The 23,574-nt window shown below is 63.7% G+C and carries 12 protein-coding genes, 2 tRNA genes, 3 rRNA genes and 2 pseudogenes; 4 read left to right on the top strand and 15 right to left on the bottom strand.

What is annotated here, in order from left to right:
• Positions 1-548: 548 nt before the first annotated feature.
• Positions 549-2,525 carry an RNA polymerase sigma factor RpoD gene (gene rpoD, locus WJ542_RS26865; protein ID WP_411192579.1) on the top strand — a complete coding sequence of 659 codons (1,977 nt, stop codon included), beginning with the start codon at positions 549-551 and terminating at the stop codon, positions 2,523-2,525.
• A gap of 92 nt (positions 2,526-2,617) precedes the next feature.
• Here the strand turns inward: rpoD and WJ542_RS26860 are convergent.
• From WJ542_RS26860 to WJ542_RS26830, 7 genes and pseudogenes are all read right to left on the bottom strand, one after another.
• A pseudogene (locus tag WJ542_RS26860) lies at positions 2,618-2,707 on the bottom strand (NIPSNAP family protein); the annotation flags it as partial.
• A gap of 183 nt (positions 2,708-2,890) precedes the next feature.
• A 5S ribosomal RNA gene (rrf, locus tag WJ542_RS26855) occupies positions 2,891-3,004 on the bottom strand.
• A 156-nt stretch (positions 3,005-3,160) separates the two neighbouring features.
• Positions 3,161-6,041: ribosomal RNA gene (locus tag WJ542_RS26850) — 23S ribosomal RNA — on the bottom strand.
• 300 nt (positions 6,042-6,341) lie between these two features.
• Positions 6,342-6,417 (bottom strand) — tRNA-Ala (locus WJ542_RS26845).
• 37 nt (positions 6,418-6,454) lie between these two features.
• Positions 6,455-6,531: transfer RNA gene (locus WJ542_RS26840), tRNA-Ile, on the bottom strand.
• Between the two features lie 66 nt (positions 6,532-6,597).
• Positions 6,598-8,128: ribosomal RNA gene (locus tag WJ542_RS26835) — 16S ribosomal RNA — on the bottom strand.
• The 16S, 23S and 5S rRNA genes sit together here with 2 tRNA genes alongside, the layout of an rRNA operon.
• Before the next feature lie 359 nt (positions 8,129-8,487).
• Positions 8,488-8,736, bottom strand: a complete 249-nt coding sequence (locus tag WJ542_RS26830; protein ID WP_411192578.1) for a hypothetical protein — start codon at positions 8,734-8,736, stop codon at positions 8,488-8,490.
• Between the two features lie 137 nt (positions 8,737-8,873).
• Between WJ542_RS26830 and WJ542_RS26825 the strand changes: the two genes are divergently transcribed.
• A complete protein-coding gene (locus WJ542_RS26825) occupies positions 8,874-9,323 on the top strand; it encodes a hypothetical protein (RefSeq protein ID WP_411192577.1) in 450 nt (149 codons plus the stop codon).
• Positions 9,324-9,381: 58 nt separating this feature from the next.
• Here the strand turns inward: WJ542_RS26825 and WJ542_RS26820 are convergent, their stop codons facing one another.
• From WJ542_RS26820 to WJ542_RS26800, 5 genes are all read right to left on the bottom strand, one after another.
• A complete protein-coding gene (locus WJ542_RS26820) occupies positions 9,382-10,428 on the bottom strand; it encodes an ABC transporter permease (RefSeq protein ID WP_411192576.1) in 1,047 nt (348 codons plus the stop codon).
• A 4-nt stretch (positions 10,429-10,432) separates the two neighbouring features.
• Positions 10,433-11,452 (bottom strand): ABC transporter permease, encoded by a 1,020-nt coding sequence (locus WJ542_RS26815; RefSeq protein ID WP_411192575.1) that lies wholly within the window; start codon positions 11,450-11,452, stop codon positions 10,433-10,435.
• Between the two features lie 44 nt (positions 11,453-11,496).
• Positions 11,497-13,056: a sugar ABC transporter ATP-binding protein gene (locus WJ542_RS26810; RefSeq protein WP_411192574.1), complete on the bottom strand. Its 1,560-nt coding sequence runs from the start codon at positions 13,054-13,056 to the stop codon at positions 11,497-11,499.
• Between the two features lie 14 nt (positions 13,057-13,070).
• Positions 13,071-14,105: an ABC transporter substrate-binding protein gene (locus WJ542_RS26805; RefSeq protein WP_411192573.1), complete on the bottom strand. Its 1,035-nt coding sequence runs from the start codon at positions 14,103-14,105 to the stop codon at positions 13,071-13,073.
• 141 nt (positions 14,106-14,246) lie between these two features.
• On the bottom strand, positions 14,247-15,332 hold the full coding sequence (locus WJ542_RS26800; protein ID WP_411192572.1) for a LacI family DNA-binding transcriptional regulator: 1,086 nt from the start codon (positions 15,330-15,332) through the stop codon (positions 14,247-14,249).
• 265 nt (positions 15,333-15,597) lie between these two features.
• Between WJ542_RS26800 and WJ542_RS26795 the strand changes: the two genes are divergently transcribed.
• Positions 15,598-16,563, top strand: a complete 966-nt coding sequence (locus WJ542_RS26795; RefSeq protein WP_411193496.1) for an aldose 1-epimerase — start codon at positions 15,598-15,600, stop codon at positions 16,561-16,563.
• Positions 16,564-16,899: 336 nt separating this feature from the next.
• Entirely contained in the window at positions 16,900-17,295 is a 396-nt protein-coding gene (locus tag WJ542_RS26790; RefSeq protein WP_411192571.1) for a DUF3331 domain-containing protein, read from the top strand.
• 14 nt (positions 17,296-17,309) lie between these two features.
• On the opposite strand, the gene WJ542_RS26785 is transcribed toward WJ542_RS26790, so the two are convergent.
• From WJ542_RS26785 to WJ542_RS26775, 3 genes and pseudogenes are all read right to left on the bottom strand, one after another.
• On the bottom strand, positions 17,310-22,067 hold the full coding sequence (locus WJ542_RS26785; RefSeq protein ID WP_411192570.1) for a cellulose synthase subunit BcsC-related outer membrane protein: 4,758 nt from the start codon (positions 22,065-22,067) through the stop codon (positions 17,310-17,312).
• A 29-nt stretch (positions 22,068-22,096) separates the two neighbouring features.
• Positions 22,097-23,287 carry a cellulose synthase complex periplasmic endoglucanase BcsZ gene (bcsZ, locus tag WJ542_RS26780; protein WP_411192568.1) on the bottom strand — a complete coding sequence of 397 codons (1,191 nt, stop codon included), beginning with the start codon at positions 23,285-23,287 and terminating at the stop codon, positions 22,097-22,099.
• Between the two features lie 9 nt (positions 23,288-23,296).
• A pseudogene (locus tag WJ542_RS26775) lies at positions 23,297-23,574 on the bottom strand (cellulose biosynthesis cyclic di-GMP-binding regulatory protein BcsB); the annotation flags it as partial.

Below are 23,574 nucleotides of genomic sequence, written 5' to 3'. Positions count from 1 at the left end.
ACTGATCGCCACGGAAAGCGGCAACGTGCGCGACACGGCCGGCCGCTTGTATTCGGCGTTCGAGGCCTCAATTGCGGAACAGGCGCCCAGCGGCGCCACGCTTTTGCTGGACGTTGCGGCGGTCAACCAGTCATCGGGCAAACGCGTTCATCATAGGGTCGCCATTCGCGATTGAGGGCCGGAAAGCAGTGCGCACGCTTATTGATCAGAGGATTCGATCGAACCGATCGCACTTTCCGGCGTCGAAAATCGACTGGAAACCGGTGCGGTTCAGCCGGCGTGGTAATCCGACCCTATGCGAATGCGAAACTGTGCGTTACACACGACGATTCAGGTTGCCTCGCATGGCGTAACGCACTACCATACGCGATCTTTCTGCATTGCACGAAAATTCAGGCCGCCTCACGCCCTGTGCGTCTGGCGTTCGCCCGGCGGAACCGGCATTCGCCCCCGCCTACTCCCCTGCAATTTCGTCTTCGCCAGGACGCAACGCCGCTGGCGCGTGACTCTTTTTGCCCTTGTCAGGCCCCCTCTTCAAGGAGAACGTATTGACAAGCCATGACCGGGACGACGTGCTGGCCTCGTCTGCCCGCCCTGCCCGCCGCGCCTCGAAAGAGAAGGCCGGCGATACGACTCAGTTGGACACAAGCTCGCAACTCGAAAAGCGTCAGCATCAGATGCGGGCGCTGATCAAGCTCGGCCGCGAACGCGGCTATTTGACGCACGCCGACATCAACGACCATCTGCCCGACAACTTCGCGCAGACGGCCGCCCTCGAAACGATCGTTGCCACGTTCAACGACATGGGCGTGCAGGTCTACGAGCAAGCGCCCGACGCCGAAACGCTGCTGCTCAACGACGAAGCGCGCGCAGACACGCAAAGCGACGACGAAGCGGACGAGGAAGTCGAAGTCGCGCTCTCGACCGTCGACTCGGAGTTCGGCCGCACGACCGACCCCGTGCGTATGTACATGCGCGAAATGGGCTCGAGCGAACTGCTCACGCGCGCCGGCGAAATCGAAGTCGCGAAGCGCATCGAAGACGGCCTGCAGGAAATGATTCAGGCGATCGCGGCGTGCCCGTCGATCGTCGCGACGATCCTCGCGGACGCGGATCGCATCGAGGCCGAAGAGATGCGCATCGATGAACTCGTCGACGGCATCGGCAGCGACGAGCCGGCAGCCGAGGCCGAAATAGCCGACGCCGAAGACGGTGCGGAGATCGAAGCGCAGGCTGACGACGCCGAAGAAAGCGACGGCTCCGACGAAGAGGACAGCGAGGCTGACGCCAACAAGGCCAATGAAGCGCAACTCGCGCAGCTGAAGGCCGACAGCCTCGCGATCTTCACGCGCGTGCGTACGCTCTTCGACCAGATGGCATGCACGACCGATTCGGAAGCGCGCGCATCGGCCGCCGAAATGAAGATCTGCGAAGATATCCAGCGCGAGCTCGCGCCGATCCGTTTCACGGCGCGCACGATCGACCGCCTCTGCCAGTTGCTGCAGGCCCAGGTGGCGCAAATTCGCGCAATCGAGCGCAACGTGCTGAGCATCGTGGTGGATCGCTGCGGCATGCCGCGCGAGACCTTTGTCGAGCAGTTCCCGGGCCACGAGACCGAACTCGACTGGACCACGCGCATGGCCGCGAAGTCGAGCAAGTATGGCCCCTCGATGGAACGCAGCCTGCCGGCCATCCAGGCCGAGCAGAACAAGCTCGCCGAAATCGAAGCCGCCGCGTCGCTCTCGCTGCAGCAGATCAAGGCCATCAACCGCCGCATGACCGCCGCCGAAGCCAAGATGCGCCAGGCCAAGGGCGAGATGGTGAAGGCCAACCTGCGTCTCGTGATCTCGATCGCGAAGAAGTACGTGAACCGCGGCATGCAGTTCCTCGACCTGATCCAGGAAGGCAACATCGGCCTCATGAAGGCCGTGGACAAGTTCGAATACCGACGCGGCTGGAAGTTTTCGACCTACGCCACGTGGTGGGTGCGCCAGGCCGTGACGCGCGCGCTCGCCGATCAGGCGCGCACGATCCGCGTGCCGGTGCACATGATCGAGACGATCAACAAGCTGAACCGCATCTCGCGCGAGATCCTGCAACAGACGGGCATGGAAGCGCATCCGGCGGATCTGGCCGCACGCATGGGCATGACCGAAGAGAAGGTGCGCGGCATCCTGAAGATCGCGAAGCAGCCCGTCTCGCTCGAAAGCCCGGTGGGCGACGACGGCGACGCGACGCTCGGCGACATGATCGAAGACGCCGGCTCCGCTTCGCCTGCCGACGCGGCGATCCACGCGAACATGCGTGCCGCGATCGACGAGGCGCTCAAGGCGCTCTCGCCGCGTGAGGCGAAGGTGCTGCGCATGCGCTACGGCATCGACACGACGTCGGATCACACGCTCGAAGAAGTGGGTAAGCAGTTCGACGTGACGCGCGAGCGGATCCGCCAGATCGAAAGCAAGGCGATGCGCAAGCTCATGCACCCGAGCCGGGCCGACAAGCTGCGGCCGTTCCTGGAGCGTTGAGCGGTTTTTCGTTGTGCTGACTGAAGTTATTTGTGGAAAGGCCCGTCACGGTTGTGACGGGCCTTTTTGCTTGAACGTCGGGATGGCGACAAAGCCAAGCTTGGGAAAGAGAATAACGCCAACACAATGTCGTTGGCACCTTCCGCCGGCAGGAAATATCCGTGATGCCGGCCACCGAATCGGTTGCAGGACAGCGCGCACTGAATCGGTTTCGCACCAGCCAGGATGACAAAGCCGTCCTTCGGGACGGTTTTTTTGTGCGCGGGATTTGCGCGGGCTGCCGGGGTCCGGCGAGTGGAGTGCGTAAACGCCGAAACCCCGGCGCTCTGTGGGAGAGGCCGGGGTTCCGGGTTACAGCATGAGGAGCCTGACGATTACCTACTTTCACACGGGCAATCCGCACTATCATCGGCGTGGAGCTGTTTCACGGTCCTGTTCGGGATGGGAAGGGGTGGGACCAGCTCGCTATGGTCATCAGGCATGACGGGTTGCTGCGTCGCAGTTTCCTGCGCCACAGCCAGTCGGGAAGAAGCGTAAAGAGGTTTCTTGTTGGGGTTGTGTTGTTTGTGGCACAACACCGATCTCTCAACCTGTGCGCACTTCACTCCACGTCGGGAGCGAGGCACACCTGTTATAGGATCAAGCCTTACGGGCAATTAGTATCAGTTAGCTTAACGCATTACTGCGCTTCCACACCTGACCTATCAACGTCCTGGTCTCGAACGACCCTTCAAGGAGCTCGAAGCTCCGGGGAAGTCTCATCTTGAGGCGAGTTTCCCGCTTAGATGCTTTCAGCGGTTATCTCTTCCGAACATAGCTACCCGGCAATGCCACTGGCGTGACAACCGGTACACCAGAGGTTCGTCCACTCCGGTCCTCTCGTACTAGGAGCAGGCCCCCTCAAACTTCCAGCGCCCACGGCAGATAGGGACCAAACTGTCTCACGACGTTTTAAACCCAGCTCACGTACCTCTTTAAATGGCGAACAGCCATACCCTTGGGACCGGCTACAGCCCCAGGATGAGATGAGCCGACATCGAGGTGCCAAACACCGCCGTCGATATGAACTCTTGGGCGGTATCAGCCTGTTATCCCCAGAGTACCTTTTATCCGTTGAGCGATGGCCCTTCCATACAGAACCACCGGATCACTATGACCTGCTTTCGCACCTGTTCGACTTGTCAGTCTCACAGTCAAGCACGCTTATGCCATTGCACTATCAGCACGATTTCCGACCGTACCTAGCGTACCTTCGTACTCCTCCGTTACCCTTTGGGAGGAGACCGCCCCAGTCAAACTGCCTGCCATGCACTGTCCCCGATCCGGATTCACGGACCAGGGTTAGAACCTCAAACAGATCAGGGTGGTATTTCAAGGACGGCTCCACGAGAACTGGCGTTCCCGCTTCACAGCCTCCCACCTATCCTACACAAACCGGTTCAAAGTCCAATGCAAAGCTGCAGTAAAGGTTCATGGGGTCTTTCCGTCTAGCCGCGGGGAGATTGCATCATCACAAACACTTCAACTTCGCTGAGTCTCGGGAGGAGACAGTGTGGCCATCGTTACGCCATTCGTGCAGGTCGGAACTTACCCGACAAGGAATTTCGCTACCTTAGGACCGTTATAGTTACGGCCGCCGTTTACCGGGACTTCAATCAAGAGCTTGCACCCCATCATTTAATCTTCCGGCACCGGGCAGGCGTCACACCCTATACGTCCACTTTCGTGTTTGCAGAGTGCTGTGTTTTTATTAAACAGTCGCAGCCACCAGTTTATTGCAACCCCTTCACCCTTCCGGCGCAGGCCGGTCAAGCTACCAGGGCGTACCTTATCCCGAAGTTACGGTACCAATTTGCCGAGTTCCTTCTCCCGAGTTCTCTCAAGCGCCTTAGAATACTCATCTCGCCCACCTGTGTCGGTTTGCGGTACGGTCAACGTGAAACTGAAGCTTAGAGGCTTTTCCTGGAACCCCTTCCAGTTGCTTCGCTTCCGAAGAAGCTCGCGCCACACCCTTGAATCCTGCGCCCGGATTTGCCAAAGCGCCTTCTCCAATGCAGCGACCGGGACTTCCAACACCCGGACAACCTTCCGCGATCCGTCCCCCCATCGCATTTCACGCCGGTGCAGGAATATTGACCTGCTTCCCATCAGCTACGCATTTCTGCCTCGCCTTAGGGGCCGACTCACCCTACGCCGATGAACGTTGCGTAGGAAACCTTGGGCTTACGGCGAGGGGGCCTTTCACCCCCTTTATCGCTACTCATGTCAGCATTCGCACTTCTGATACCTCCAGCACACCTTCCGGTGCACCTTCGCAGGCTTACAGAACGCTCTCCTACCATGCACATAAATGTGCATCCGCAGCTTCGGTATATGGCTTAGCCCCGTTACATCTTCCGCGCAGGACGACTCGATCAGTGAGCTATTACGCTTTCTTTAAAGGGTGGCTGCTTCTAAGCCAACCTCCTGACTGTTTTAGCCTTCCCACTTCGTTTCCCACTTAGCCATATTTGGGGACCTTAGCTGGCGGTCTGGGTTGTTTCCCTCTTGACACCGGACGTTAGCACCCGATGTCTGTCTCCCGTGATTGCACTCTTCGGTATTCGGAGTTTGCTATGGCGAAGTAATCCGCAATGGACCCTTCAACCATGACAGTGCTCTACCCCCGAAGGTGAGACACGAGGCACTACCTAAATAGTTTTCGGAGAGAACCAGCTATTTCCAGGTTTGTTTAGCCTTTCACCCCTATCCACAGCTCATCCCCTAACTTTTCAACGTTAGTGGGTTCGGTCCTCCAGCACGTGTTACCGTGCCTTCAACCTGGCCATGGATAGATCACCTGGTTTCGGGTCTACACCCAGCGACTAATCGCCCTGTTCGGACTCGCTTTCGCTACGCCTGCCCTATCCGGTTAAGCTCGCCACTGAATGTAAGTCGCTGACCCATTATACAAAAGGTACGCCGTCACCCCTTGCGAGGCTCCGACTGTTTGTATGCATGCGGTTTCAGGATCTGTTTCACTCCCCTCCCGGGGTTCTTTTCGCCTTTCCCTCACGGTACTGGTTCACTATCGGTCGATCACGAGTATTTAGCCTTGGAGGATGGTCCCCCCATCTTCAGACAGGATTTCACGTGTCCCGCCCTACTTGTCGTACACCCAGTTCTTCCAATCTGTTTTCGCCTACGGGGCTATCACCCGCTATGGCCACACTTTCCAGAGTGTTTGGCTAACAGTTCAGATAAAGAGTACAGGCTGATCCCATTTCGCTCGCCACTACTCTGGGAATCTCGGTTGATTTCTTTTCCTGCGGCTACTTAGATGTTTCAGTTCGCCGCGTTCGCTTCACGTAGCCTATGGATTCAGCTACGGATACTCCATACGGAGTGGGTTTCCCCATTCGGACATCCCCGGATCAAAGCTTGTTTGCCAGCTCCCCGGGGCTTTTCGCAGGCTACCGCGTCCTTCATCGCCTGTGATCGCCAAGGCATCCACCACATGCACTTGTTCGCTTGACCCTATAACGGGTGTGTCTCTTTCGTGTTGCCACGTCCGGACTCACTCGCTACAGGCTGAGTTTTCGCGTTGTGCCGTATTCCAAAGCAATCTTTCGATCACTTAAAAAATACTTCGATACAATCACAACCCTGATTCACTTACTGACGCCCATCTCTAGACGCGTTCAGATGAATCTCTTTACTACTTCTTCCTGATTGTTAAAGAACGACAGCCGATACTTTACGTACCGCTCTGACTGGCTCAATCGCCAATGCGTAATACCCGGTTTGTGTTCAAACCGGACACTAGGCATTAAGGATTGGTGGAGGATGACGGGATCGAACCGACGACCCCCTGCTTGCAAAGCAGGTGCTCTCCCAGCTGAGCTAATCCCCCAGTCACATTCTCAAGGGATCTGCCCGTCCACAGACAGTGGTGGGTCTGGATGGATTCGAACCATCGACCCCCGCCTTATCAAGACGGTGCTCTAACCGACTGAGCTACAGACCCCTGAGTCTGTCTTTTCTACAGCCGACAAGTGTGAGCGCTTAACACGCAGTGAGCAGAAAGCTCTGGAAAGGAGGTGATCCAGCCGCACCTTCCGATACGGCTACCTTGTTACGACTTCACCCCAGTCATGAATCCTGCCGTGGTGACCGTCCTCCTTGCGGTTAGACTAGCCACTTCTGGCAAAACCCACTCCCATGGTGTGACGGGCGGTGTGTACAAGACCCGGGAACGTATTCACCGCGGCATGCTGATCCGCGATTACTAGCGATTCCAGCTTCACGCAGTCGAGTTGCAGACTGCGATCCGGACTACGATCGGTTTTCTGGGATTGGCTCCACCTCGCGGCTTGGCAACCCTCTGTTCCGACCATTGTATGACGTGTGAAGCCCTACCCATAAGGGCCATGAGGACTTGACGTCATCCCCACCTTCCTCCGGTTTGTCACCGGCAGTCTCCCCGGAGTGCTCTTGCGTAGCAACTGGGGACAAGGGTTGCGCTCGTTGCGGGACTTAACCCAACATCTCACGACACGAGCTGACGACAGCCATGCAGCACCTGTGTGATGGCTCCCTTTCGGGCACATCCACCTCTCGGCAGACTTCCATCCATGTCAAGGGTAGGTAAGGTTTTTCGCGTTGCATCGAATTAATCCACATCATCCACCGCTTGTGCGGGTCCCCGTCAATTCCTTTGAGTTTTAATCTTGCGACCGTACTCCCCAGGCGGTCAACTTCACGCGTTAGCTACGTTACCAAGCCAATGAAGGCCCGACAACCAGTTGACATCGTTTAGGGCGTGGACTACCAGGGTATCTAATCCTGTTTGCTCCCCACGCTTTCGTGCATGAGCGTCAGTATTGGCCCAGGGGGCTGCCTTCGCCATCGGTATTCCTCCACATCTCTACGCATTTCACTGCTACACGTGGAATTCTACCCCCCTCTGCCATACTCCAGCGATGCAGTCACCAATGCAGTTCCCAGGTTAAGCCCGGGGATTTCACATCGGTCTTACATCACCGCCTGCGCACGCTTTACGCCCAGTAATTCCGATTAACGCTCGCACCCTACGTATTACCGCGGCTGCTGGCACGTAGTTAGCCGGTGCTTATTCTTCCGGTACCGTCATCCCCCCCCGGTATTATCGAAGAGGATTTCTTCCCGGACAAAAGTGCTTTACAACCCGAAGGCCTTCTTCACACACGCGGCATTGCTGGATCAGGGTTGCCCCCATTGTCCAAAATTCCCCACTGCTGCCTCCCGTAGGAGTCTGGGCCGTGTCTCAGTCCCAGTGTGGCTGGTCGTCCTCTCAGACCAGCTACAGATCGTCGGCTTGGTAGGCCTTTACCCCACCAACTACCTAATCTGCCATCGGCCGCCCCTTGAGCGCGAGGTCCGAAGATCCCCCGCTTTCCTCCTCAGAGCGTATGCGGTATTAATCCGGCTTTCGCCGGGCTATCCCCCACTCCAGGACACGTTCCGATGTATTACTCACCCGTTCGCCACTCGCCGCCAGGATTGCTCCCGCGCTGCCGTTCGACTTGCATGTGTAAGGCATGCCGCCAGCGTTCAATCTGAGCCAGGATCAAACTCTTCAGTTCAAACCTGTTACTGTTTTCTGTCCCTCTCGGAACAGGTCGCTCACTCAAAGCTGACAGGTTCTGAATAAATTCAAAAACCTGACTTACTTTAGTGTGAGACTCTTGATACTTGTGCTTTCCGACAGACTCCGAAGAATCCACCGGCCCGCCCACCGCATCAAGCGCCCACACCTGTCGGCTGTAAATTTTTAAAGATCGTTCGCAAAAACGCCGCTAAAACTCATCAACTGCCGGCTTCTTCCTGCGTCGCTGCGTCTGCAGCAGAGAAACGAGATTATGGAGAACGGTCGAAGGTCCGTCAAGCCCCTTTTTGAAAATATCTTGAGAACCTGCGAACAGGGCTAGTGGGCATCGGTTGGTCACGGCTTCCTCGGCTTCTTCCCGAACATCGCCTTGCATGGCGGCGACAGCTCGTCGTAGTGCTGCTTCATGCACGCCTCAATCTTTTCTTTGTTGGGTATTTCGCTCGCGCAGAAGTGAAATGCGTCGCCACGACACGCTCGATCCTGCTCCTCCTCGGTCGCGGCATGGCCAGTCAGTGTGAAGGTCAGTCCAATCAGCAGCGCAGCGGCGGCCACAGCCTCCGCCCGTATCGTTCGGCGTTCCATGTCGTGCTCTCCTTTCGCTACCTATAGGGAAAGGAAGCGAGAAGAGAAGTCACGCAACGACCGTTCCCGGCACGACGCTTGCGGCTCCAACAGCGTCGCATCAGCCGGGAGACGCTGCGTCAACGCAGCAACACGCCATGCATCCGATCATCCTGAAGATTTCCGTCGGCGCCTCGCTCTGCTTCGCCACTGCCCTGTGCGCTCAATCCGTCGCGCACGCCGACGACAGCGCGAGCCCTTGTGCCGCGCTCAAGCGCATCGTCGCCGCGGCACCGCAACACTTCGCGTCGCTCGACCCAAACGATGGACGCTCGGTCGCACAGCCCTATGGCGACGACGCCCGCTGCTCGACGACTCGCGGCACATATCAATGTGAATGGAGCACTCGCAATACCGGCGTCGACAGCGGTGGCAATCCGCTCGAGGGCGTCGGCGCCGACATTGCCGCATGCCTGCCCGACGCGACGCACGACCTGAACTCGCCGAGCCGCCAGCACTTCTATATCGGCGCTCGCGGCAGCCGGACCGAAATCACCGCGCAGACGGAGGGCCCGACGCGCGTCAGGCTGTCCGTCTCGCAAGAGTGAGGAAAGTCATGCAGGAGAGGAAGACGGCCGACACCATCAACGCGCCGGCTGGTCGCTGTCAGGAACTCGCCGTCTTGCGCGCAACGCGGCCACTACCCGAACCGCTTGCGCGCGCGGCGCCGTGACGACGCCCGGTCAGCACCGTCTGGACGATCACCGCCGCGAGCAGGAATGCTCCGCTCGCGAGGTTCTGGTAATACGGGCTCAGCGTGCCCACCTGATTGATGACGTTATCGATCACGCCGAGCAGCAACACGCCGGCGAGCGGTCCGGCCATGGTCCCGACGCCGCCCGTCAGCAGCACACCGCCTATCACCGCCGCCGCAATCGACTGCAACTCATAGCCCGTGCCGGCGCCCGAAAGACCCGAATCCAGATGCGAGGCCAGCAGCGCACCCGACAGTCCCGCAAGCGCGCCGCTCAATCCATAAGCCAGGATCTTCACGCGTTCGACACGCACGCCGAGCATGCGCGCCGCCTCCTCGTTGCCGCCAATCGCGAAGATCGCCGCGCCGAAGCGCGTGTGATTGAGGAGCAACCCGCCGAGGCCGTAGATCACCACGATTACCCAGATCAGATTGTTCACACCGAAGATCGAGCCGTTGGCGATGTGCGTGAGGAACCCCGGATTCGCAATCAGCAGGTCCTGACTCGCGAGCACGAGCGCGAAGCCTTTGAGCCCAAGCAACGCCGCCAGCGTGACGATGAACGGCGCCATGCGCGCCCGAGCGATCAGCACGCCGTTCACGAGTCCCACCACAAAGCCGGCCGCCACGGGAGCCAACATGGCCGCCCCCCAGCCATACGGCGCGGCATAGGCGGCCAGCACGGTGCCGAGCCCGACCATCGAGCCGACCGAGAGATCGAATCCGCCCAGAATGATCACGATACTCTGGCCCACGGCAACCAGCCCGAGGAAAGCGCTGTTCGAAACGATATCGGCGAGATTGGCGGGTTTCAGGAAATCCGGAAACACCATGCCCGCAATCAGCGCGACCACGACGAGCATCCCGATCGCGCCACGCGACTGCACGAGCGCGATGAGCTGGGCGCGGCGGGAGCCGTGTGCGTCGGCGGGCGTCGTGGCGGCATTGGCGAAGGGCATGGCCTCAGGCTCCCGAGCGTTGCAGGTACAGCGCCACCACGATAAACACCGCCTTCAGAATCTGCGCGTACGTGAAGCTGATGTTGTTCATGATGAAGCTCGCGTCGAGCACCTGCAGCAGCAGCACGCCGAACACGGCGCCGACGATCGAGATACGGCCGCCGGAGAGCGGCGTACCGCCGATCACCGAGGCAGCAATGGCGTCGAGTTCGAAGTTCACGCCAACATAGTTGGGATCGGCTGCGCCCAGCCGCGCCGATGCGAAAAGGCCCGCGAGTCCCGCGAGCGTGCCGCTCGCCGCATAGACAAGGAACAGCGTGCGCCGCACCGGAATGCCAGCGAGGAAAGCGGCGCTGCGGCTCGCGCCCACGAGTATCGTGTAGCGCCCGAAGGTCGTGCGCCGCACCACGAACGCCACGATCACGGCGAATGCGAGCGCAATGAGCATGACGATGGGAATCGGGCCGAACGAGCCGGCGCCGAGCAGGTCGAACGCGCCGGCATCGGGCAGATTCACGCGCGAGCCGCCCAGAAGCGCCTGCGCGAGGCCGCGCGCGGCAACGAGCAGCGCGAGACCGGAAATGAGCGGATCGATGGCGAGCAGCGCGACGAGCATCCCGTTGCAGAGCCCGACCAACGCCCCCATGCCCACCGCCGCGATCATCGCCGTGCCCACGCCATAGGGCAGGAACACCGCAATCGCCGCGCTGGAAAGCGCCATCACGGACCCGACCGAGAGGTCGATGCCACGTGTCGCAATCGCCAGATTTTGGCCGAGTGCGATCAGCACGATAGGCGCTGCCTCGAAGAGCAGGCTGCGTGCCGCAAACGGATTCGAGAATCCCGGCGTGACCACCAGGTTGAACGCCACGAGCGCCGCCAGCGCAACATAGACGCTGTGCTCGCGCAGTACCGTGCGCCACGCAAACGAGCGCGACGTGTCCGAGGCACCCGAAGGTGCGCGCGGTGCGGGAAAATTCGAGGGGCTCAAGCGTTCCTCGTTCGATTCAAGGTTGGTCGCCATCGGTGCCGTTGTCGTCGATTGTGCCTCGTCCGGGCGTGCCGCGTTCATGGCGTGCCGTCCGTGCCCGGTCCCGCGAGCACGGCGAGCACGTCGTCGGGATGCGCGCCCTTCGTCGGCATGCCGCCCTGGGTCGCCCCTTCGTTGAGCACCACGAGACGGTCGGTCAGCGCAAGCAGCTCTTCCATCTCCGACGATGTCACCACCACCGCCAGCCCCTCCTCGGCCAGTTGCTGGACGACGCGATGGACCTCCTCCTTCGCGCCGACATCGATGCCACGTGTCGGGTCGTCGAGCAGCAGCACGGTGGGACGCGTAGAAAGGCAACGCGCGATCAGCGCCTTCTGCTGGTTGCCGCCCGAAAGCGTGGAGATGGGCGCGCCGGGGCCGGCTGTCTTGATGCCAAGCCGCGCAATCGATTCGCGCACGAGCTGTGCTTCTTTTGCGCGCGAGATGAAGCCGAATCGCGAGATGCGCGGCAGCAGGCTCGCGACGATGTTCTCGCGCACGGAAAGGCGCGGGAAGATGCCTTCGGCGCGGCGGTCTTCGGACAGGAACGCGAGGCCGCGCGCGATCGAGCGAGCCGGCGTGGCGTGACCGAGCGGCTGCCCGTCGATATCGACCTCGCCCGCGTCCGCTTTCTGCGCGCCGAAGATCGTCTTGAACGTTTCGGTGCGCCCGGAACCGAGCAGGCCCGCCAGCCCCACAATCTCGCGGGGCGCCACGCGCAGCGAGACGTCGCGCACGCGATTGCCCCATTGCAGATGCGCGACATCGAGTGCCGGCGTCACGTCGGCGCCGGCATCGACACGCCCTTCGCGTTCCGACCACGCGTGCTCGCCCGCGCTCTCGCGCCCGAGCATCGCGGCAATCAGGGCGCTACGCGGCAACTCCTCGGGCGTGCCGGTACGCACCACGGCGCCGTCGCGCATAACCGTGAAGCGATCGCACAGCCGGTAGCATTCGGAAAGCCGATGGCTCACGAACAGCAACGCAATACCCTCGGCGCGCAACTGGTCGACGACTTCGAACAACACGTCGACTTCGGCGCCGCTCAGTGCAGACGTGGGCTCATCGAGAATCAGCACGCGCGCACCCAACGAAACGCCGCGCGCAATCGCTACCATCTGCTGCGCGCCGAGACCCAGCGAACCGAGCCGAGCCGCCGGATCGACGGCCAGGCGGTAGCGCTGCACGATCTCCGCCGCACGTTCGAGCATCCGCTTCCTGTCGGTCAGGATGCCGAATCTTTTCGGCTCGTGGCACAGAAAAATATTGTCGGCCACGCTGCGCTCGGGAATCAGGTTGATTTCCTGATACACCGCGCATACACCCGACTGCTGCGCGCCGCGCGGGCTGTCGAAAGCCACCGCGGCGCCGTCGAGCATCAGCCCGCCCGCATCGGGCTGATAAAAGCCCGTGAGGATCTTGATGAGGGTGGACTTGCCCGCGCCGTTCTCGCCGACAAGCCCATGCACCTCCCCTGCGCGCAACGTGAGCGACACGTCGCGCAACGCGCGCACCACGCCGAAGGTCTTCGAAACGCCGCGTGTTTCGAGCACGGCGGCGTCGGTCTGGGCGGGGTTTGCGGCGGCGCCTGTCGTCATGGTTCGCGCGCGGCTCAGTAGACCTTGCCCGCCGCCAGCGAAGGCTGTGCGTTGGTCTTGTCGAAGAGCGCGTCGTCCATGATCTGCTTTTGCGGCACCGGCTGGCCTGCGAACCAGGCCTCGAGCGACTTGAACGCGAGCGGGCCGAAGCGCGGATTCGTCTCGACGTCGGCAGCCACGACACCTTGCGAGATGTCCGTGACGATGTCCTTCGTCCCGTCGATCGAAACGATCTTCACGTCCTTGAGCTTGCCGGCCTGGCGCAGCGCCGTGATCGCGCCCAGGGTCATGGTGTCGGCATGGGTGTAGAGCGCGTTGATGTCAGGATGCGCGAGCAGCATCTGCTCCATCACCTTCTGCGCTTCGGTCGTGGACCAGTTGCCCGTTTGCGCGGCAACGATCTTCATGTCCGGATACGCCTTCAGGCCCGCGGCAAAGCCGTCGGTGCGCTGGCTTTCGACCGTGTTGCCGTAGCCGCCCTGGATTTCCGCAATGACCGCCTTGCCGCCCGTCGCATCGGCAAGTGCCTTGGCCGCGCGCTCGCCCTGCTTGTAGAAGTCGGAGCCGAGGAAGGTGATGTAGTCGTCGCAGAACGTGCCGGCCGTCAGGCGGTCGATCGTCACGACCGGAATGCCCTTGGCGCGCGCCTGGGCGAAGGCGGGTTGCAGGCCGGTGGAATCGTTCGGCGCGATGATCAGCGCCTGCGCGCCCTGGTTGATCATGCTTTCGATGTCGGCCACCTGCTTGGCCTGGTTCGCATTGGCATTCGTGTAGAGGAGACGCTTGACGCCGGCCGCCTTCGCCGCCGCACGCACCGAAGCCGTTTCAGTCGCGCGGAACGGGTTCTGCTCGTTTTCGGACTGCGAGAAGCCGACCACCATGTCGCTCAGCTTCATGCTGCCCGGCTTCGGGTTCGTACAGGTTTCAGAGGAATTCGATTGCACCTTCTGCGCGTCGCTGCCCGACTGGGCCCACGCGCTACCGGTGCTGGCCGCCGCGATGCAGAACCCTGCGGCGATAAGGGCTGACTGAATACGTTGATGACGCATGGCTGTCTCCGTCTCCGTGAATAGTCCTTGGCGGCGCGGGTTGCAGACCTCGCTCCGGCCGGTCACTTGTTCTCGTTCTCTTGCTGGATCCGACGCGCTGCGCCGGATTATTACGGCCACTTCTCCAACTAATATTACCAGTTAATTATCGACGATATTAATGAGGGTATTCACGGGGGAGGCGGGGTTGGGCGCGCAGACCGAAGCCCGCTCGATGAGCGGGCCGTCGAGCTTCACGGCGCGCCGCCGCACGGGCGCGCCGGCGCTGCGGTTTTGCTCCTCCTGCAGCAGCGTTTCGACCGCCCAGCGGCCCAGTTCGTAGTTCGGCAGCACGACCGTGGTGAGTGCCGGATGGGTGTGACGCGCGATTTCCTGGTCGTCGTAGCCCATCACCGACACGTCTTCGGGCACGCGCAAGCCGAGCTGCTTGAGCGCCTCGATCGCGCCGGTCGCCATCAGGTCGTTCGCGCAGAAGATCGCCGTGGGCGGATTGGGCTCGCGCATGAGCGAGAGCGTGAGCTCGAAGCCCTTGCCGGGGCTCCAGTCGCCGTCGCGCACGAGTTGTTCGTCGTAGAGCAGGTCGGCGGTGGCGAGCGCCTGACGATAGCCCTTCAGGCGGTCCTTCGCGGCGTCCTGCCAGGTCTCGCCGTTGATGAAGCCGATGCGCCGGTGGCCCGCCTGGATCAGGTACTCCGTGGCCGTGTGGCCGCCCGTCACCTCGGCCGGCACGACCGCGGACAGCACGTGATCAGACGAATAGCAGTTGAGCAGCACGGCCGGCACCTTCAGCAGGGCGGGCGGCACCGTCACCTTGCGCGTGTACACCGTCGCGTAGATCACGCCGAGCACGTTGGGCATGGCGAGCGTCTGCAGCACGCGCTGCTCCATCTGCGCATTGCCGTGCGTCGAGAACACCGCCAGCACGCAGCCGTTGTTCCAGGCGGCGTCGCGCGCGCCGTCGATGCTCACGACCGGGTGCGGGCTCGTGGAAACTTCGTCGGCGATATAGATGATGAGGTTGCGGTCGCCCGCGGGCGCGGGCTGCGCGGCGCGGATCGGCAACTGGTAGCCGAGCGACTGCGCGACCTCCAGCACCTTGCGGCGCGTCGCCTCGGAGAGCTTGGCGCCAACCGCGCCGTTGAGAACAAGCGAAACCGTCGATTGCGACACGCCCGCGGCTTTCGCGATGTCGGTCATGGTCGGACGGCGCTGGGTCGATTTTTTCATCGGAAGCAGGATAGGCTGCGCGGCCTCGCGGCAAGCGGAGCGGCCTTCGGGCGCGCGCGGGTAATGGGTCGCAGCGTAGCACTAATAATTTGGCCCATCAATTGGAGTATGTCGCCATTTTTTACAATCGCCACTCATTGCGTTTCACGAGTATATTAACGATTATTAGTAATAATTTTATGCGTTCGTGAACCACCCGGAGAGCGATCATTTGACTGCCCAGCCGCCCGGCTCGCGCCGTACCGCCCACACCGGCGATGCGCCTATCGAGCCTCCCTTGCCGCAGGATCCGCCTTTCGATGCCGCCGCGCTCGACGACGGCCGGCTTGTCACGCTGGCTTGCGGCGCAACGCGTGCGCTCGTCGCGCCCCACGTGGGCGGCTCGATCGCCGCGTTCTACGAAGCGGGCGGCGGCGACACGTTCCACTGGCTGCGTCCGGCCACCCGCGCGGCGCTCGATGCGCAGGATCCGCTCGGCATGGCCAGCTTCCCGCTGATGCCGTACTGCAACCGCATCCGCGACGGCCGCTTCCGCTTCGAAGGCGAAATGATCGATCTGCCGAGCGGCACCGGTGCGCTGCGCCACGCTCTGCACGGCCATGCGTGGCGCCGGCCCTGGCGCGTGGAAGCACGCAAAACGGCCAGTGTCACGCTCCATTTCGTGCACGAGCCCCACGCCCGGCACGACGCTCACGCGGGCTGGCCGTTCCGCTACGAGGCGCGCCAGCATATCGTGCTCGACGAGGCAGGGCTCAGCGTGCGCCTCTGGGCGCGCAATCTGGCGGCGCGGCCGATGCCGTTCGGGTTCGGCCACCACCCGTACTATCCGCGGCCGCCGGGCACGCGGATCGCCGCGCGCGTGCGCGCGATGTGGGAGATCGACACCGAAGTGCTGCCGGTTTCGCTGAACGCGCATCCGGCCGTCGATGCCCTGCAGGCCGGCCTCCCCATCGACGCTTTCGATCTCGACAACAACTTTTCCGGCTGGCGCCACGAGGCGGTGATCGATTGGCCGCACGCGGGCCGGCGCCTCACGCTGCGCGCGGGCGCGCCGCTCGACTATTTCGTGCTGTTCACGCCGGCGGGACTGCCTTATTTCTGCGCCGAGCCGGTCAGCAACACCACCGACTGGCTCAATCTGCGCGCGGAACGGCTGGATGTGGGCGGCACGGTGCTCGCGCCTGGCGAGGCGATCGAGGCCCAGCTTGCGTGGCTGCCCGGGCGCTGGTGAGCGCTTGCCCAAAACGCGCCATTGATCAGAAGTCCGAATCTGCCTTCCCCCCCCCCGAGCCCGAACCGCGTGGATGACAAAGCATCCGCAGCGGCCCGGGCGAACGCGCCGCGTCCCTCGAACCTGACAGGATTGCCATTGTTTGGCGAGCCCAAACTGTGTATTTGGGGAATCGGGATTTATCCTGCCAGACATGGCAGATACGATACCGGCGAGATCGCACAAGCACCGGAGGGATTCGACGTGAGCCAGTTACGAACGACATCATCCAGGCAAGCGGCGCCCGCGTATCCGCTATGTCCGCAGGCGTGTGGTGTCGGGGCCGGGGATCGGGAAGTGGGCGATCCGTGGACAGCCACCATCTCGCGGCTCGGCCAGCTCGCCGACCACGGCGAGGTCTATGAGCCCGCGCATGACGAGGAGGCACTGGTCGAAGCGCCGGCACCGAGAAGTGCGCGCGCGGTTTCGGATTATGGGCGCAATGCCGTAGTGACCTTCGTGGAGCGCATCGGCGAGAAAGCCGTGTCGATTTCGTGGCGCGATTCGACGGGCGGCAACTATCGCGAGCAGCGCTGGGTGCAGCGCGCGGCCCGCTCGCGCGGCGTGTGCGCGCTGACCGGCAAGCCCATCTCGCGCGGCGACAGCATCTACCATCCCGTGAGCAGCACGCGTGGACGCCCCTCGAATCTCGCGCAGATGATCCGCGCCGAAGCACTGGAGCGGCTCGAGTAGGCCGCATCCGCGCATTAATCCGTATTGGTCAGATACGGCGACATGAAGGGCTTCGGTGGGAACGGCTGCTGGCCCGACTGCGGCGTGAAGCTGTAGCGCAAATACACGGCGGCAATCCACTCGCGGTACTCGTACGCGTTGCCAAACGAAGCCAGCGCGCCCACCGTGAGCTGCGGCGCGAGCCGGTATTCGCCGTTGGCGAACAGCGAATAGGCAACGCCCGTCTTGCTTTGCCCCGGGTAGACGGCGTTCGCATCGAGCGGATTTGACGCCGAGTTGTCTGCGTTCATGGTGGACGCCGCGTTGTTCTCCATGGTCGGGTCGAGCGGGAAGTACGCCACGGCGTTTTCGCGGTAGTGCTGCACGCCGATGGAGCCCTTCAGGTCATACGTGAAGGCGCCCGTGCGACCGGCATATTCCAGCGGCAGATTCAGGATCACATACTGCTGCGGGCTGAAATAGCCACCCTGCCCGTATGTGACATACGACTGGTTCTGGCTGAACCTCATCCACGTGGCGTTCAGGCCGACCATGAGACTCTGGTCGGCATCCTGGTAGAGACGCGTGTACGCGCCGCCGCCAGCCTTGCCTTCGTAGTTGTCTTCCACATGATGGCCGTCGTAGTACTGGAACTGGCCGTTCACGTAGAGACCGCTCGTGCCATCGTCCCAACTGAGCGCCGCACGCGTGCCCGATTTCACGACACCGCCCCATTCGAGCCCCGCCTGGTCATCGCGCGCGCCCGCGTACGAGATCAGGCTATCGGTCACGGCCTGCCGCGTGACCGCGAGCGAGTAGGAGACCTTGTCGGTAATGCCGCCATCGTACTCGACGTCACCCAGCACGTTCTCGTAGCGGAAGCCAAGCGGTGTCGCACCGATATCGGCCTTCAGAGAACTTGTCTGGTAGCCGACCGAAAGCCCTACGCCGCTTGCCGTCTGCGAACCGAAGTTGCCATAGGGCCCCGGGCCCGAGAGACCCGAGCCGAATCGCGCGGCCGTCGAGAGGCTGCTGGACGCCGTGCCCGCGTCGAGCGTGACCGGCGTGGCCGTGACGACGACATGGCCGTTGCCAGCTCTGATGCTGCCTTGAATCGGCGCCTCGATGTCGGTGAGGTTCGTCAGGCCGTCCTCGCCTGCACGGTTGCGGAACACCGGGCCGCCCGTGATCGTGCTCGCCTCTTCGCGATTGACCTGCGCAAGCTCCTCCGCCACGCCGAGCGTCTGCGAGTTCGCCACCTGCTGCTGCGTGGGTGCGGCCTCAGCGGCGCCGGCCGCAGGCGCCGCATACGGTTGGGCGTAGCCTGCCGGCGGTTGCGGGATGTACTGCTGCGCGGCATAACCCTGTTGTGCCTGAGTCGCCGGATTCGGGTAAGGCGGCTGGGGCACGTAGGGCTGCGGCGCGTACGGCTGCACATAGGGCTGCTGCAGATACGGCGGTGGCGCGTAGCCTTGCTGGGGATAGCCTTGCGGATACGGCTGCTGCGCATAGCCCTGCGGCGGATAAGGCTGCTGCGGGTACGGCTGACCGTAGCCTTGCGCATAAGGTTGCGGCTGGCCATATGCGGGCGCGTATTGCTGCTGTTGTGGCCACTGCGGTGGCTGTGGCCGCTGCGCGTTCGTTTCGCGGCTGGCTTTGGACGACTTGCGTGCCTGAGTTGTGGTGCGCTTTATCGCAGGGGCTTCTTGCGGCAGCGGCGGTACGGAAGCGTAGGCACTTTGGGCCTGCTGCGCGGCGGGCGACATCGGCCACGGCGTCGCCGCATAGGGCTCCTGTTGCGGCGGATACGGTGCGGCAGGTGCAGGCTGCGAATAAGGCTGCGCGTTCGGTACGTTCGGCGCGTACTGCGCATACGGTTGCAGGGGCTGCGCGGGAACGGGCGCGCCCGAGGCACTGGAGCCGTAGGTATCGGGTCCGTAGCCGTCGACTGCGGCGGCAGCCGGCGCGTTCGCCTGCGCAGTCGTCGCGGGCAACGGCTGGTATCCCGAGTTGGCCCCGGCGGGCGCAACATAAGGTGCAACAAACGGCGCGCTTTGCGCCGGCGGGGGCGGAGTAGGCACGGTCGTGACGGGTGACGAAAGAGTGGACCAGGCGGGCGCCGCCGGCAGCGGCGCTGTCGAGCCCGCGTCGGTGGCCGACGAGGCCCCGGCGGTGTCGATCGCCGTCTTGCCTTCGAACGGATTGGTGCCCGGCAGCGGATTGGCGCCAATGGGCCGGCTGAGCGCCTCCCAGCCGCGCGGCACGTTCGACGCGGACGTCGCGATGCGCGCACCCGGCGGTGTCGTGCTCGCCACGAGCGAGCGTTTCAGGTATTGCGCCGCCAGCGACAGCTTGCCCTCGGCGCGATACATTCGGCCAACGGCCGCGAGCAGATCCGGGTCGTCGGGGGCGGCTGCGAGCGCCGTCGTCGCGGTCTGCCCGGCCATGCGCCAGTCCTTCGCGGCCGTGGCCGCGTAGATCGCCGCGGTTTGCAGGCCGAGGTCGTCGGGACGGCGGCCAAGCGCGACCTGGTAGCACTTCAGCGCGTTCGTGGGCTCTCCCGCCGACGAATACATCCGCGCGAGCGCGGCCTGCAGGTCGGGGTTGTCGGGCATAGCCGCCAGCCACGGCGCGATCACCGCATAGGCGCTTGCCAGATCGCCGCCGGTGCGCACCTTGTCGGCCTGACGCACGACGATGGTGAGATTCAGGTTGTCGAAGTCGGTCCGCTGCCCGGGCGTGAGCGGCATCGTCGCGAGACGCCGCATCACGTCGCCGAGAAGTGCGTCCTGATGACTCGCGAGCAGAATGCCCGCGTATTGCAACTGCAGGCCGGGATCGCCGGGCGCCGTCGACATTGCGCCCTGTACGAGCCAGAGCGCGCGCCCCGGATCGCCCGCGGCCACGTAGCCGCCCGCCAGCTCGCCGACGAGCGACGGCGTGGCGAGCGCGACAGGCTCAGCGTTGCGCAGGATGGCCTGCGCCTGCTGGGTCTGGCCGCGCTTCGCCATCTGCGTGGCAAGATCGACCTGCTGGCCGACCCACAGGCGATGCTGCAGTTCGGTCATGGCCTCGTTGCGCTGTGCGACGGGAATGCGGTCCAGCAGGCGCAGCCCGTTCGACCAGTCCCTGGTCTGCTCGGAGAGCAGCGCGCTCGCATAGAGTGCATCCACCATGTCGGGGTGGGTTGCGAGCAAGCCGTCCATCATGCTGCGCGCCGTGCCCACGGCGCCCTGGCGCACGTAGATGCGCGCCAGATCGAGCCGCAGCCATGGATCGTCAGGATTGCTCACGAGTGCGTCTTCGAACAGACTGCGCGCGGTGCCCAGGTCGCCCCGCGCTTCGGCTTCGCGCGCCTGGGCCGCTTCCGCCGTGCCGCGCAGGCGGTCGAGGCCGCCCGCCTTCGCCTGCTGCTCGGCGGTGAGCTGGGTGGCGAACTGCAAGGCCTCGTCGCCGCGGCCCTGTGCGGCGAGCGCGCCCACGAGGCCGCGAATCGCATCCGGATTGTCGGCCTGGCGGCGCAGCGCCATGCGGAAGGCTTGCTCCGCGCCCTGGGGATCGCGATTGGCGAGCAGCGCCTCGCCCAGCATCACCTGGGCCGTGACATCGGAAGGATTGAGCTCGATGGCGCGCTCGTACAGCGATTTCGCCTTCGCGAAGTCGCCGTTGCTCTGCGCGCCGATCGCCTCGCTCGTATAAGTCCAGTAGGTCGCGCTCGTGAGCGCCTCGCGCCAGCGCGCCGGATTCCCCGCGCGCGACGCGCGTTCGAGGTCGTTGCGCGCCGCTTCGAAATGCTCCTGCTTCAGTTCGACGATGCCCATGCCGCCCAGCGCATCGCTGTCGTTCGGCGACGATGCGAGCACAGCAGCGAAGCGCGCACGCGCCGTGACGAGATCGTCGCGGTCGAGCGCGGCGAAGCCCTGGCCGATCGTGCGGCCGCGCGCGTCGTTCGCCGCATTTTCTTCTGCCTGCAGGCGGCCCGCCTGATCCTGCTTCACCATGCTCTCGTAGCGCGCCTTCACGGCCGGATCGTCGGGCACGAGCTTCAGGTAGGCGTCGTAGAGCGGCTGGTCGGAAGGCCGCGCCGCCAGCCACAGCAATGCCTGGCGCCAGCTTGCGCGCGCCTCCTGGCCGACCTTGCTGTCGCCCGCGAGCTGTTCGAGCCGCGCGATACCGTCGCGGCGCGTGGCGTCGCGATACGTGAGGTGCTGCGCGTAGGCGAGCGCGTAGCGCGGATCGTCGGGGTTCTCGCGCGCGAGTTCTTCCAGGCCCTTGCGCGCCTCGTCCCAGCCGCTCGGCGTGGCCGAGAGCGCCTGGTAGTACTCGAGCCGCAGTTCAGGCGTCGCGGGCTTGCCGCCCAGCGCGTTGCGGTACTGCTCGACCGCCGAGGCGCTCTTGCCCATCTGCGCGAGGCGCCGCGCGTCGTTCACGGTCTGGTCGCGCGGGCTGGTCTGGCCGAGGCGCCGTCCCAGCTCGTCGATGCCCGGATAGTCGGGCGCCGCCTCGCGCAGCTTTTCGAGGTACTGTTCCGCGCCGCCGCCGTCCTTGCGGTCGGCCATGACCATGCCCATGCCGAACAGCGCGTCCGGCTGCTTCGGATCGATGCGCAGCACTTTCTGCCAGGCCTGCTCTGCAAGGTCGCCGCGGCCATGCGCCTGCCAGTACTTGCCTTGTGCGATCAGCGCCTGCAACGGGTCCGGCATCGCGGCATGCGCTACCGGCGTCAGCGCGAGGCAACCCGCGAGCGCGAGCGCCATTCCAAGCGCGGCAACAGACGACGAGCGTCGCAACATGGAAGCACCGGTTCGGCGGTCTCGCGTCTTCACTCGCATGCGCCCCTCCACGACGGGATCAACTGCCCGTTCGCGTCGAAGCGGTAGCGGCCATCGATCGCGCCCGTGCCGAACAGGCCGAGCACGCGGTCGTAGTAAACAGGCTCGCGGCCCGGCGTACCGCCATCGAGCGCGGCGAGATGCGTGCGCGCGAGCGCGAGGCTCTTCGTGTCCCCGAGCACCGCGAAATAAGGTGCAAGTGCCCCCCAGTAGCTGAGCGGCCCTTCGCCGGTTCCGGTCCCGCTCGTCGCCGCGACTTTCTCGGGCGGCACGCCGGTTTGCGCGACGCGCTCGTCCATGCCGCGCACCGCGTCGAGCCAAGGTTTCGCAAGCGGGTCGGACGGGGCCGCGAGGCCGGCCCAGAGATAGACGCGAATAGCGTCGTAGCTGCCGACGTCGCCCGTCTTCGGATCGACGACGAACTGGCCTTCGTGCCAGGCGACCCAGTCGGGCGCGAAGCCGCGCGGCGCCGTGCTTGTCACCATCTTCAGCGTACTTTGTGCGAGCGCCGTCCACGGGCCGCCGTGCAGGTCGTGCGCGAGGCCGCGCAGCAACGGCAGCGGCAGATAGCTCGGATTCAGGCGCGTCACGCCGCCATTGACGAAGCCCTGCGGCCCCGGCAGCAGCATCGGCCCAAGCCCCGCGAGGTCGGTCACTTCGCTCTTCGCGATCTGCGCCGCGAGCGCCGTGCCGAGCGCCGTGTAGTCGGGCGCATTCCACAGGCGCCCCGCCTGCAGCAGGTCGTAAGCGATCCAGAGGTCGGCGTCGGAGGCCGGGTTCGGGTCGAGCACGCCCCACGAGCCGTCCGGGCGCTTGCCCCACTGCCAGGCCGGCAGCCGGACGTCGTTCGCGTCGAACTGGCCGCCCGCGAGGTTTTGGCGCGTCCAGGCGAGCAGGCGGTCGAAGGTGGCGCGATCGTTCGCCACGAGGGCGAAGAACATGGCGTACGACTGGCCCTCCGAGGTCGTTTGCTGCACGGCCGTTGCGTAGTCGATCACGCGTCCGTCCGGTTGCACGAAGCGCGCAACGAACGCGCGGTAAGAGGTCCAGTCGCCGCAAGCGGCCGCGGCGGCATGAGCGAACGTCGTCACGGCAGCGAGTGCCAAGCCACAGATGAGCCGGCAAGCGTGGCGAAATCGGCGCGCTCGGTGGGCAGCGAGCAAAGCGGGCGTGGGGGCCATCTCAATCCTTCAATCCTTCAGGCGGCGCGACGCGACGGCACGCAGGAAACGGTAGAAAAGCGCCGCGATCACGATAGCCGCGAACACGCCGGAGAGCACGAGGAGGAACGGATGCGACGAGAGCACCCAGCGCAGATATTCGATGGGCGAAAGCGAGCCGACGTAGTACGCCTCGCCGTTCGACGTGACGGTGACCGAACGGCCGTGGATCACGTCCATGGCGCCCTGGATCGACGGCAGCACATCGGCGTCGAGCAGCGCCGACGTGATCTCCTCTTCCGACTCGC

Source organism: Paraburkholderia yinzeri (assembly GCF_046581065.1).
Lineage (GTDB): Bacteria > Pseudomonadota > Gammaproteobacteria > Burkholderiales > Burkholderiaceae > Paraburkholderia.
The sequence above is the reverse complement of the archived record's forward strand: the minus strand, read 5'-3'. Positions and strand labels throughout refer to the sequence as shown.

Bases quoted from the DNA above. Each gene is read 5' to 3' on its own strand.
- WJ542_RS26830 (WP_411192578.1), bottom strand. From the start codon at position 8,736: ATGGAACGCCGAACGATACGGGCGGAGGCTGTGGCCGCCGCTGCGCTG.
- WJ542_RS26825 (WP_411192577.1), top strand. From the start codon at position 8,874: ATGCATCCGATCATCCTGAAGATTTCCGTCGGCGCCTCGCTCTGCTTC.
- WJ542_RS26820 (WP_411192576.1), bottom strand. From the start codon at position 10,428: ATGCCCTTCGCCAATGCCGCCACGACGCCCGCCGACGCACACGGCTCC.
- WJ542_RS26815 (WP_411192575.1), bottom strand. From the start codon at position 11,452: ATGGCGACCAACCTTGAATCGAACGAGGAACGCTTGAGCCCCTCGAAT.
- WJ542_RS26810 (WP_411192574.1), bottom strand. From the start codon at position 13,056: ATGACGACAGGCGCCGCCGCAAACCCCGCCCAGACCGACGCCGCCGTG.
- WJ542_RS26805 (WP_411192573.1), bottom strand. From the start codon at position 14,105: ATGCGTCATCAACGTATTCAGTCAGCCCTTATCGCCGCAGGGTTCTGC.
- WJ542_RS26800 (WP_411192572.1), bottom strand. From the start codon at position 15,332: ATGAAAAAATCGACCCAGCGCCGTCCGACCATGACCGACATCGCGAAA.
- WJ542_RS26785 (WP_411192570.1), bottom strand. From the start codon at position 22,067: ATGTTGCGACGCTCGTCGTCTGTTGCCGCGCTTGGAATGGCGCTCGCG.
- bcsZ (WP_411192568.1), bottom strand. From the start codon at position 23,287: ATGGCCCCCACGCCCGCTTTGCTCGCTGCCCACCGAGCGCGCCGATTT.